Source organism: Streptococcus sp. SCPM-O-B-15304 (M98) (genome assembly GCF_058200215.1).
Map to the genome: position 1 here is coordinate 45,088 of NZ_JBYQGQ010000003.1, position 12,577 is coordinate 57,664.

10 protein-coding genes and 1 other annotated feature are annotated in these 12,577 nt (G+C 38.5%); all 10 genes read right to left on the bottom strand.

Features of this window, described 5'->3' with window-relative positions; all coding sequences use genetic code 11:
• Positions 1-7: 7 nt before the first annotated feature.
• Complete coding sequence (locus AC3E7H_RS02525) at positions 8-439, bottom strand: hypothetical protein (RefSeq protein WP_490676053.1); 432 nt, start codon at positions 437-439, stop codon at positions 8-10.
• 164 nt (positions 440-603) lie between these two features.
• On the bottom strand, positions 604-1,362 hold the full coding sequence (locus AC3E7H_RS02530; protein WP_490676054.1) for an ABC transporter ATP-binding protein: 759 nt from the start codon (positions 1,360-1,362) through the stop codon (positions 604-606).
• Entirely contained in the window at positions 1,359-2,225 is an 867-nt protein-coding gene (locus AC3E7H_RS02535) for an ABC transporter permease (RefSeq protein WP_490676055.1), read from the bottom strand. Before AC3E7H_RS02535 ends, AC3E7H_RS02530 begins: the two co-directional genes overlap by 4 nt.
• 61 nt (positions 2,226-2,286) lie before the next feature.
• A complete protein-coding gene (gene trpX, locus AC3E7H_RS02540) occupies positions 2,287-3,288 on the bottom strand; it encodes a tryptophan ABC transporter substrate-binding protein (RefSeq protein WP_000792189.1) in 1,002 nt (333 codons plus the stop codon).
• Between the two features lie 127 nt (positions 3,289-3,415).
• Positions 3,416-3,633 (bottom strand) — a binding site (T-box leader).
• Positions 3,634-3,725: 92 nt separating this feature from the next.
• Positions 3,726-6,551 carry a phosphoenolpyruvate carboxylase gene (gene ppc, locus AC3E7H_RS02545; protein ID WP_490676056.1) on the bottom strand — a complete coding sequence of 942 codons (2,826 nt, stop codon included), beginning with the start codon at positions 6,549-6,551 and terminating at the stop codon, positions 3,726-3,728.
• A gap of 24 nt (positions 6,552-6,575) precedes the next feature.
• Positions 6,576-7,787 carry a cell division peptidoglycan polymerase FtsW gene (ftsW, locus tag AC3E7H_RS02550; RefSeq protein WP_000703366.1) on the bottom strand — a complete coding sequence of 404 codons (1,212 nt, stop codon included), beginning with the start codon at positions 7,785-7,787 and terminating at the stop codon, positions 6,576-6,578.
• A gap of 272 nt (positions 7,788-8,059) precedes the next feature.
• Positions 8,060-9,001 (bottom strand): peptidylprolyl isomerase PrsA, encoded by a 942-nt coding sequence (gene prsA, locus AC3E7H_RS02555; RefSeq protein ID WP_045763302.1) that lies wholly within the window; start codon positions 8,999-9,001, stop codon positions 8,060-8,062.
• A gap of 73 nt (positions 9,002-9,074) precedes the next feature.
• A complete protein-coding gene (locus tag AC3E7H_RS02560; RefSeq protein WP_490676057.1) occupies positions 9,075-9,788 on the bottom strand; it encodes an O-methyltransferase in 714 nt (237 codons plus the stop codon).
• A 5-nt stretch (positions 9,789-9,793) separates the two neighbouring features.
• The gene (pepF, locus tag AC3E7H_RS02565) at positions 9,794-11,596 is read right to left on the bottom strand and encodes an oligoendopeptidase F (protein WP_490676058.1); all 1,803 of its coding nucleotides are present in this window, start codon (positions 11,594-11,596) and stop codon (positions 9,794-9,796) included.
• A gap of 18 nt (positions 11,597-11,614) precedes the next feature.
• Positions 11,615-12,571, bottom strand: a complete 957-nt coding sequence (locus AC3E7H_RS02570) for a competence protein CoiA (protein ID WP_049503537.1) — start codon at positions 12,569-12,571, stop codon at positions 11,615-11,617.
• Positions 12,572-12,577 lie beyond the last annotated feature (6 nt).

A 12,577-nucleotide genomic window follows, 5' to 3' on the forward strand; every position in this document is an offset into this window, starting at 1 on the left:
TTTTCATCTATTTCACTTGATCTTCGAGATTATTTTTCAATATCCTGCTAATATACTGACCATCTTTTCTACTAATGCAAGCCGTTGCAAAAGTCATCGGTGCTTTATAAACTTCTCCTCTATAAGATGGATCGGTCAAGACCGGCATAGAATAATAGGCATTCTTTTTATTTTTAAGATCAATAAACCATTTACCTCCTAGGTGCTTGCGGAAGGTTTCACCGATATAAACTGTCAAATAATCCAACATCTTGCGGTCTGCTATCAAAGCATGGTGGTCTTCATAGTTCGCCAATATCCAATCCTCCAAATCATCCAAAGACTTCATGCTATAGTCTAAATGAAGGCCTTGTTCCTCAGCAAACTCCCTAGTAAAATAGTCCATCTTAAATCCAATTTGAAAAATCCATTCTTGAAAATCTTCTTGTGTGTATGCCATGTTTTTATCTCCTTACTTTTATCAAAGTTTAAGATTCTTATACTGATTATACTCTAAAGTAAAACTGACGAAAAGGAAAAAACAGTAATATTTAGAATTCACCAAAAAACTTAGAAGCAAAAGCCTACTTCTAAGTTTTTAAGGATACTTGATTTAAAAATTATCTACTCAAAAAGTTGATAGTAATCAGAAATCTTCATCTTGGCTTTTTCATCCTTATTCAAATCTTGGATGATTTGTCCATCTTTCATAACAATCAAGCGATTTCCATACTTGAGAGCATCTTCCATATGGTGAGTAATCATCAAAGCTGTTAGATGGTCCTTGTTGATAAAGTCATTTGTCAATTCCATCAAGGCGACACTTGTTTTAGGATCAAGAGCAGCTGTGTGTTCATCCAGTAAAAGGAGCTCTGGACGCTTCAAGGTCGCCATCAATAAACTCAAGGCCTGTCTTTGTCCACCAGATAAGAACTCAATCGGTGTATCCAGGTGTTTTTCTAGACCATTTCCAACCTTCTCAATAGTTGCTTGAAATTCATCCTTGTAAGCTGAGAGTCTTCTTGGAAAAAGACCACGTTTTTCTCCACGGAACTTAGCAATCAAGAGGTTTTCTGCAACTGTCATACGAGGGGCAGTTCCCATTTTTGGATCTTGGAAGACACGAGAGAGATACTTAGCACGTTTCTCAGGGCTGAAATGAGTCACATCCTCACCCATGATACGAATGCTACCGCTGGTTAAAGGTAAAGTTCCCGCAATGCTATTAAAGAGGGTTGATTTCCCTGCACCATTTCCACCCAAAATTGTGATGAAGTCCTGTTCATAAATATCAAGTGAAACATCGTTTAGAATAATCTTTTCTTCATCAAAGCCATTTTTCACAATTTTAGTGGCATTTTTTAATTCTACAATTGCTGTCATTTGCTTAACTTGACTCCTTTCAAATATTTATCCTTAAGAGTTGGGATTACCAAGCAAGTTGCTAGGATAAGGGCACTATATAGACGGAGGTAGCTAGTGTTAAAGCCGAGAGCAATGACTCCCCATACCAAGAATTGATAGCTGATGGAACCAACTACAATAGTAACCAAGCGTTCTGCTAAGGTAAGACTCTTAAAGAGAACCTCACCGATAATCAAGCTGGCAAGACCAACAACGATAACACCGATACCACGAGAGACATCCGCATAACCTTCTTGTTGAGCGATAAGTGCGCCAGCAAGTGCGATTACACCATTTGACAAGACCAAGCCCATAAGCTCCATACGTCCTGTATTGATACCAAAACTACGAGCCATATCTGGATTATCCCCTGTAGCGATATAGGCCTGTCCAAGTTTGGTATCTAGGAAGAAAAGCATGAGAAGGATAACAAAAGTCACAAAAATTAAACCTGTAAACAATTGATTAACTTCAAATGAGAAAGGAAGAACATCCTGGATTTGCTTGGTATTTAAGAGTCCAAGGTTAGCCCGTCCCATAATCATGAGCATGATAGAATGACAAGAAGTCATGACCAGAATTCCAGACAAGAGTGTTGGAATCTTTCCTTTGGTATACAATAGACCAGCTGCTAAACCAGCAAGACAACCTGCTCCTACAGCCGCTAAAGTCGCAAGAAAAGGATTAACCCCTTGTGTAATCAGAGTAACTGCTACTGCTCCTCCAAGTGGGAAGGAACCCTCCGTTGTCATATCTGGAAAGTTCAGGATACGGAAGGTCATAAAGATTCCTAAACCTAGGATAGCCCAGACCAATCCCTGTGAAATAATAGATATTAGCATGTTTGATTCGTTTCCTTTATTCTAAAAATTGGAGGAGATGTCTCCAACTCCTCCTTCATTCTTATTCGATTACTTGACCTGCTTCTTTGAGAACTGATTCAGGAATAGTGATTCCAAGTTCTTGAGCAACTTTTTTGTTGATCACTGATTTACCAGTTGAGAAGACATTGACTGGTGTATCTGCAGGTTTTTCACCCTTCAAGACTTTGGCAATCATTTTACCAGTAGCAACACCAAGATCGTGTTGGTCAACAACGACTGATGCCAAACCTCCAGCTTCTACCATGGCAGTCGCACTTGGGTAGATTGGTTTTTTAGCTGTTTGATTGCTTGAAACGACAGTTGAGAATGCAGATGCGATTGTGTTATCGATTGGAACCCAGATTGCATCTACTTTACCAGTCATAACGTTCACTGTTGAAGCAATTTCGTTCGTTGATGGAACTGCAAAAGTTTCTACTTTCAAACCAGCTTTTTCAGCGTAAGCTTTGAACTCTTCGACTTGTGATTTTGAGTTATCTTCGCTACTTGAGTAAAGAGCTCCAACCGTCTTGACATCAGGTGTCAAAGTTTTGATCAATTCAACCTGTTGTTCAGCAGGGTTGTGGTCAGATACCCCTGTGATGTTCCCACCTGGTTTTTCCAAGTTTTGTACAAGGTTAGCACCAATTGGGTCTGTGATAGCTGCCATGATAACAGGAAGGTCTTTTGTTGCACTTGCAAGTCCTTGAGCAGCAGGTGTTGCGATTCCAACGACTACATCGTTTCCGTTTGCAACTAATTGTTTACTCATTGTCGCAACCTTACTTTGGTCACCTTCTGAGTTCATAAAATCAATTTTAACTTGGTCACCTTTATAGCCTTCTTCAGCAAGTCCATCTTGGATCCCTTGGTAAATCAAGTCGAGTGATGGGTGACTGACGAACTGTAGAACACCAACTTTAGCAGTTTTATTAGCTGTCTCAGTTTTAGTTTCTTGTTTCGTTAAGCTAGAATATACTAAGCTTCCACCAACTACAAGTGCTAATGCTACGATAATACCGAGTAGACGTTTGTTTTTCATAATTTTCTCCTTATTTTTCAATTCTTACTTCTAATTTTACCTTTTAAATCGCTTAACCAAGCGTCGCCATCGTTTGAATTCCATTATTTATCCTCCCCATAGAAAAAGTCCTCACACAAAAAACTTGTGTGAGGACGTCGATGCGCGGTGCCACCTCAATTATAGGAACTATTCCTATCGCTCTTACTCGCTTCACGAGTTGCACTGTAAGGTGTGCTCACCGAATTCTTATGATTTCAAATTCTTTATAACATTCAGCCCAATTTTCATCACTTCCATCTGTCTGTTTCCACCAAACACAGACTCTCTATAAAACTTTAATGATTACTTTCTGAATGCTTAAATTATATCATTTTACTATAACTTGTCAAGGGTTTTCATAAAATATTTTAAATATTAACAAAAATTCCTACGTTTTTTATAAAATCTAACTTGTATCAGCCTGAATTACGTAATCCTGTAGCAATTCCGTTGATAGTTGTATGGATCAATCGTTCTTCATCTGAAGATAGCTCACCACGACGTTGACGCTTAATCAATTCCAACTGAATATAGTTAAGGATATTGAAATAAGGCATCCGGTAGTTGAGACTGTCTTTCAAATAAGTATTTTCTGCCAACAGCTCCTCATGGCCTTCAATAGCCAAGATAACGTCCTTAGTCAACTGCCATTCATCCAAGATAGTATAGTAAATTGCTTGTACTTCTTCACTTTCACACAGTTTAGCGTACTCAAAGGCGATGTTCATATTTGATTTGGACAAGACCATATCAACATTAGATAGGAGTGACTGGAAGAATGGCCAATTTTGATACATATCACGAAGGAATTCAATATTTTTTGGATCTTGGTCAATAAATTCCTTGAAGCTTGAACCAACACCATACCAACCTGGGAACATAACACGACTTTGTGACCATGAGAATACCCAAGGAATCGCACGTAGACCACCGATTTCAGTGATTGTTTTACGAGCTGCTGGACGAGAACCAATATTGAAACTTGAAATAGCCTTGATTGGACTAGATTCAAAGAAATAATCATAGAAATGGTCATTTCCAAATACTAGCTCACGGTAGATATCGTAACTACGTTCTACTACTTGGTCCATGATAGCTTCATAGCGATTTGATGTATTGGTATCACTCTTCTTCTTGGTAATCATACGGTTGATAGCTGCTGAAACCAACATTTCAAGGTTATAGTAGGCAGCATCCTTGTTTCCGTATTTATTTCCAATAACTTCCCCTTGCTCTGTCAAACGGATACGATCCTTAATGGACTTGAGTGGTTGAGAAGCAATGGCATCATAAGTAGGGCCACCACCACGGCCAACGGTACCACCACGACCATGGAAGAAGGTTACTTTGACTCCAAATTCGTCACCAATAGCAGTCAATTGTTGTTGGGCCTTATAAAGTGTCCAACAAGATGATAGATAACCGCCATCCTTATTACTATCAGAGTAGCCAAGCATGATTTCTTGGTAATTGTTTTTAGAAGCAATCCATTTCTTAGCAAGTGGTAGAGAGAAATACTTTCTCATTGTTTCTTCAGAATGGTCCAAGTCCTCAATTGTTTCAAAGAGAGGAACAATCTGAACACGCGCTTTTTCAGCATCTACCAGACCAACTTCTTTTAGCATAATAGCCAACTCAAGCATATCTGACACGCTTGTTGCATGTGAGATAATCGTTTGACGAATGACATCTTCTCCTAAACGGTCTTTTAATTCACGTGCTGTTTGGAAAATAGCCAGTTCTTTTTCGAGAAGTTCAGACTTCTCAGCATGAGTTGCAGACAAGATTCGAGGATCTTCTAATAATTCATGCAAAAGCAAGTCACATTTTTCATCTTCTGATAAATCACTATAGTGGTCATTGATTCCAGCAGATGCCAACAATTCTGCTACACAGGCTTCGTGGACGCTTGAATCTTGACGCATGTCGATGGAAGCCAAGAAGAAACCAAAGACTTCTACAGCTTCTAAAAGTTCTGCAAATTCACCTGTGAGTAAGGCCTCTGCCTTGTTTTCAAGTAATGAGTCCTTAATAATGTATAGATCTTGCTTAAACTCTTCGACTGTTTCGTAAAATGGTGGACGATCTTCAGCCAGCTCTTGAATAGCTCCTGAAAGTCGATTGCTAATATAGTCTGTAATCACTCCTTGTTGATGCCCTTGCGTACCGAGAAGACGTTCAACAGGATGACGTTCATCAGCTGACGAGCCAACAACAGACCATTCTTTTAAATTCAAGAGAGTTTGAATCAATTTGGACTGAATCAAATGAAAGGCACGACGATAGGGTTCTTTCTCACGAAAGACTGATGTATCTCCAGACTGAGCAGCCATTTCTTCAACAGCTTTGCTAGTTTTTGATAAATTCGTTGAAAGAGAGAAGGTACGATACAGACTAGAAATCTTACTGATATAATAGTTCAAAACCACTTCACTTTGAATGGTAGCAGAACGCAGAAGTGTCTCAGCAGTTACAAATGGATTTCCATCACGGTCTCCACCGATCCACATTCCCATAGTAATAGGTTTGGCTTGTTTAAGATCAATTCCTTGCTCTTTTGCTAGACGTTTGTACTCTAACATCAAGTTAGGGACAGCCTGTAGGAAGGAACTATTGTAGTACTCCATCACATTGGTGATTTCGTTGGTTACTTTTAGTTTCTTCTCACGAATCATATCTGTCTGCATGATAATCTCAATATAGCGACGAAGATCATTATGCCATTTTTCTTTGTTGATGAGTCCCATTCTCACGTCACGATATTTACGCAAAAGGGTATGGATATGAGTGGTCAAATCCAACATACTCTTACGTTGAACCTGAGTTGGGTGGGCCGTCAAAACTGGTACCACGTTCAAGTGTTCAAGAATCTCAGCAGCGTTTTCTTTTTCAGCCACCATTTTGATCGTTGTTGACAATTTACCCAGATAGTCTTGATCGACATTATTTAGATGGTTAATCTCATAAGCCAAGTCAACATCTTCAGAGATGTTAATTAAAAGAGGCAAAATAGAGAAGTATCTAGAAATGTAGACCATCTCATCATTTGAAAGACCTGTTACTACTTTATCTAGCCCTTGATAGTCAAGTTTTGACGAAAGTTCCTTCAAGTGCATAATCTTATCAAAGGTTTCAGCAGGAAGCATATTTTTTGTAATATCTTCCAGCATATCTGTCAAGATTTGAACTTCTTCTTGTACGACAGTTTTGTTACTATAATTTTCTAACTTTTGAAGAGACATTTTTTTCTCCTTGTTATCTATGTCTTAAAGCTGTGCTTCGTATTCACTAAAAAGTCGCGCACGCTTCTCACTGGCATCAATATTTAATACAAATGCTATGGCTACCGAAAGAACCAAGAGGCTATTTCCCCCTTGCGAAAGGAAAGGGAAGGTAACCCCTGTTGAAGGAATCAAGCCTGAAATACCTCCAATGTTAACAAAAACCTGTATCAGAATCATACCACCAATACCGATTGCTACCATTGAGTTGAAAGGATCCCTTGCTCGAATACCTACCAAAATGATTCGTAGAATTAAGAAGAATAGGAGAGCGAGAATAAGACTTGCTCCTACAAATCCAAACTCTTCGATGACAATCGAAAAGACAAAGTCTGTATGGGCTTCTGGCAGATACCCTCGTTTTTCAATAGAATTTCCTAATCCCAGACCAAACCATCCTCCATTAACCATGGCATAGTAGGAATTGGCCAACTGGTGTCCAGCTCCAGCCAAGTCATTAAATGGGTTGAAAAAAGCACTGAACCGCTTGGCAACATAACCAAATACGGGAATTTTAGAGAATTTCTCAACACCGATTATCCGAATGGCTGTTAAGGAAATCATAGAGACACCAGCTAGTAAGCCCAGAATAGTTGTGAACCATCGATAAGCTATCCCACTGATGGTATACATGAGCAAGGATACCAAAATCAAGATGGTAGCATTCCCAAGGTCTGGGAAAATCGCCAAACTACCAATCATAACCAGTAGAACAAAACGCCAATCATTAAATGCTCTTGGCAACCACTGATTGAGGGTTAAAACTTGGAAGTCGTATACAGCTATTTCATCCTGTTGTTTTGAAAAACGCTGTGCTAGATACCAGACAATAATAATTTTCAAATACTCTGCTGGTTGAATCGTGATGGGACCAACCTTAATCCAGCCATAGGCACCGTTGACAGGAATCCCAATTAAACGTGCTAGTGCTAGTAGTATCAGCTCAACAAACATGACGATAAAGAGTAATCGCTCATTTCGTAGAAATCCTAATTTCAATTTATAAATCAAGGCAATTAAAAACAAACTGGCTATCCAGAAAATTCCTTGGTTTCGAACCAGTTGTAAGGTGCTTTTCCCCTCTTGGATAAGAGTTGCACTCGTTGTCGAATAAACTACTATCAATCCTAAAACGGATAACAGTAAATAAGGAATCAAAATGGAATAATTCAGCAGGTGCCTTTTACTTATTTTCATATGTCACCTATCTTTCGGAAAAATATTTTTATTTTCCCTTATTATTTCTAGTTTTACATGCTATTATACCATTTTTTAGCCTAGAAAAAAACTCTTACAGTATAAACATTCGAATTTTACTCAAAACAAACTCTGGACTAGAATGTCTTGAGTGATCCCCTTATCCGACCTATCGAGCGTTTTAAGTTACTAGGACTTTTAAAACTATAATCTTGATATTTTATAAACCTAAAAACTACCTTCCAGACAGAGGAAGGTAGTTCATTACTATCTTAGTTTGAGGCGCTACTGCTGCTGTCAGAAGTTGTTTCGCCTTTGATGTATTGTGTAAAGATATTTTGGAAGGCCGGATCTTTAACTTTAATGTTGGCATCTTGCAATTCTTTACTAATAACACCTTGAACAAAGGTTGCATCATTTTGTTTTTGAGTCAAAATGATTGTTTTAAGTTTTTCTTTATAATCATCCAAGTTAGAAGATTTTTCTGATTTCTTCGTCAACTTAACAATGTAGAAACTACTTGTATAAGCTTGAGTTCCTGGAGCAGTGATAACATCTGAAATTCCGTTGACATCAAGCGCAAAAGCGGCTTTCTTAACTACGTCTGGTAATTCTGTTGATGCAGAGTCAAAAGTAATTTCTCCACCATTTTCTTTTGTCTTTTCGTCTGTAGAATTGTCTTTTGCAAGTTGTGCAAAGTCAGCTCCAGACTCTTTTGCTTTGGCAAGAACTTCCTTAGCCTTATCTTCACTATCAAGTTTAATAATTTGAGCCGTTACTTCTGGAGTATACTCTTCAAAAGCTTTTTTGTAGTTTTCATCTGTTAATTCAGCTTCAGCGGCTTTCTTAACAGCATACTCAACTAATTTACTTGTACGAATTTGAGCTTTACGGCTTTCTGCAGTCATACCTGAACGAGCGAGAATCGTTTGATAGCTATCACCGTATTTCTTTTGTTCTTCTGCAACTGCATCATCTACTTCTTTATCACTTACTTCTGAACCATATTGTTTTTCAAAAACTTTTTGAATGGTCATATTCAGCAAGACTTGTTGAGCAGTCGCATTATTTTTGACTTCTTCAAAGAATTGATGCTCAGTAATAACATCGCCTTTCATGCTAATCAAGTCAGTTCCTTCAGAACTGTTTGAACAAGCAGCCAAAGTAGCTACTGACAACAATGTGATGGCTCCCGCCATTAGTTTTTTCTTCATGTTTACTCCTTTTGTTCACTAAATAAAGGTTTACCTTATCTATTTTACCAAATTGTCTTAAAAATATCTGAAATCAATCAATATCAGGCAGTTCTACTTCTGATTGATTCTTTCTTAGCATAAGAATCCCATCTCCAAGTGGAACCAAGCTAGCGGTTAAGCCAGGATTATCTAAGGTTGCATCAAATAGTCTTTGCAAGCCACGATAAATCGTCCGTTGTCCACGTCGGACTTCCATAATATCCCTCGCAATATCTCCTCCTTGGAAAATATCATCCAAGACAACGACTCCACCTACTTCGAGGTGTTTGAGGATTTCTGGTAGAAAGACGATGTATTTGGACTTGGCAGAATCCATAAATACAAAATCATAGGTCTCAGTCAACGTTGACAGGACATCTACCGCATCACCTTCTAAGAGAGTGATTTGTTTGCGGCTATCAAATTTTGCAAAATTCTCCTTGGCAAAACCAATCATCTCAGGATTTCGGTCAATAGTGGTGATTTTTGACTTAGGTGAATGCTCTGCCATTAAAAGTGCTGAAAATCCAATAGCAGTCCCGATTTCCAAAATGTTTTTTGGTTGAATGGTTTCCATAAGGAAACGAAAATAAGCGACGGTTTCATGAGGAATAATAGGAATATTCTCCTTGCGAGCAAATTTTTCTAGCTCTTTTAGAGAACCCGTCACCTGCTTTTGTCTGTGGCGCATGAACTCGACAATCTCATGCTTGACAACAGGACGTCGCATGTTATGATTGGCATTTTTACTATAAGACTTTACCATCTGCCTTATGCCAATCCTAATTTTTCAACAAGGGCTTCAAACTCATCCAAACGGCGTTCAAAGACTGCAAAAGCATCGTTGAGATAGTCCTCTTTTTCCATATCAACGCCAGCTTTACGCATGATATTGAGTGGATAGTCTGACTTGCCTGCCTTGAGGTAGTCAATATAGCGGTCACGATCATCTTGGCTACCGTGAACAATCTTTTCAGCCAAGGCTGAAGCAGCTGCAAAGCCTGTTGAATACTGATATACATAATAGTTATAGTAGAAATGAGGAATTCGAGCCCACTCATACTGGATTTGAGGATTATCTTCCTTACTCAAGCCATAATATTCTTGGTTCAAGTCAGCATAGAGATTGTTTAGAAACTCACTTGTCAAGACTTCACCATTTTGATCGGCTTGGTGGATAGCATGTTCAAATTCAGCAAATTGAGTTTGGCGGAATACTGTTCCACGGAAACCATCCAAGAAGTTGTTGAGAATCGCAAAGCGTGTTGCATCATCTTGAACTTCTTGCAATAATTTTTCTGTTAGGATGTTTTCATTAGTAGTTGAAGCAATTTCTGCCAAGAAAATTGAGTAATCTCCGTATACATAAGGTTGTGTTTCACGCGTATAGCTTGAATGCATACTGTGACCTGTCTCATGTACGAGAGTGAAGAGATTATCTAGGTTATCTTGCCAGTTAAGGAGCATAAAAGCGTTGGTATCATAAGAACCGCCAGAATATGCACCTGAACGCTTGCCTTGATTTTCATACACATCAATCCAACGTTCGCTGAAGGCACGTTTAACTCGGCTCATGTAATCCTCACCAAGAACTGCCAAAGCTTCTTCTGCCTTCTTCAAGGCCTCCTCATAAGTAAAGCTGTATTCCACTGAAGACAATGGGGTATAAACATCGTACATCTTGAGATCTGGAATACCCAAGATTTTTGAACGAAGAGCCAAATAACGATGCAAGAGTGGCAAATGCTTACGAACAGCAGATACTAGATTGTCATAAACACTTTCTGGCACAAAGTTTGCCGCAAGAGCTGCTTCACGCGCACTCTTGTAGTTACGGACTTTGGCACGGTAGTTTTGCACTTTAACATTGGTCTGCAAGGTTTTAGCGTAAGTGTGCTGGTATTGTTCATAGGTAGAGTAAAGGGCTTCATAAGCTCCACGACGAACCTCACGATTCTTAGATTCTACCAAGCGCATATAAACGCCGTGTGATAATTGAACTTCATTTCCATCTTCATCTTTAACAAATGGAAAGACGATATCTGCATTATCTAAAATAGCAAAGGTTTCACTAGCAGCACCGAAGATTTCCCCAGCACCTGCAAGCAACTCTTCTTCACGTTGTGAAAGGACATGGTCCTTATTTTGCAATAGTTTATCAAAGAAGTGTTTATAAGGCTGGAGTTTTGGTTCTTCTGCTAAAAAGTTTTGATACTGGTCTTCTGTAATAGCCATAAATTCTGGTTCATAGAAAGAGAAGACTTGATCAAGTTGACTATAAAGAGTCATTGCTTTTGCATAGTATTCTTGATATTTAGCTACTCGTGTATCTTGGTCGTTTTTCATATGTGCATAGACATAAAGTTTTTCAAGACGACGACTCAAGTCCAGATAACGCTCTGTAATGTCAAGAAGGCTTTCTGCACTATCCAAGAGATGTCCTTCAAGACTAGCTGCTTGTTTTGTATCTTCCGTTAAAAGGGCGAGTTCTTCTTCCCATTTCTGGTCAGATTCAAAGATCGTTGATAGATCCCATGTATCTTTTTCATTGATTTCATTTCGTTGTAATACCATAAGTTTCCTCCATCCTTTCTATTTTACCATATTTTTTAAGAAATATTGCTGATAAAAGGCAGGTGGATAGAGCTTTTGTAACTCAGTTTGAGGATTTTTTTGATAATAAATTCGAAAGTTGCGATAATAATCACTAATATCCTGTTTAATTTGACAAAAAGAATCATGTTCTATCGGCCTTACTTGAGGATACCAGTCTTGATTCTTCAGATTCAAAAGGTTCTCCCCTCTCAAGTAGGCCTTGGCTTGTTGCTTCATCCAATAGGGATTTTGATAGTAGAGTTGTTTTTGAATGTAATGACAAATGTTCCTGTCCTGTTTCACTGAAAAAGTGATAATATTTTGTTGCTGATAAGGAGTCCGTAATATTTCTAGAAGATTTCCTTTGCCATAAGGAAATTCCTTGACCTGATAATGGAGTTTCCCTTTCAAATCTTGGTGGAGGAGGTACTTGAGTCTCAAAACTTGTTTTTTATGGTCTAACTCCCAAATATGAAAGCCCATGTTATTACTAAAGTAAAGAAAATCTCTCTGAAGTTGAGTTAGTCGTTCTTTTAGCCAGAGCTTTTCTCCTAGTAGCCAAAGAACTTGAATTCCCAAACTTCGATAACCATTGCTTCTCTCCCGTAAAAGTTCACAAGAAATGGGACTACACTGAATTTCTAGAGCTAGTTGCTTGTTGATAAAGATATCAGCAATCTGCTTCAGTTCAGGTATGGGATATTCCATTTCAACCTCATCATTCTCCTTAGCCCAATAAAACAGTCTTTTCTTGTTTTCCAGATGCTCTGGTCCTTCATTTTCATGGAAAAAATCACATTTTTTGAGACTTTCATGCGCAAAATGCCTTCTCACATTTTTCCCTTTTCTCATGCGAACACTTGTTCCACAAGCTGGACAATAATAAGCTTGTTTGACTAGTTCATCCTCCAAGGCATTGACTAACCTCCCATTTTCATCTCTAGCTAAGAACATAAAACC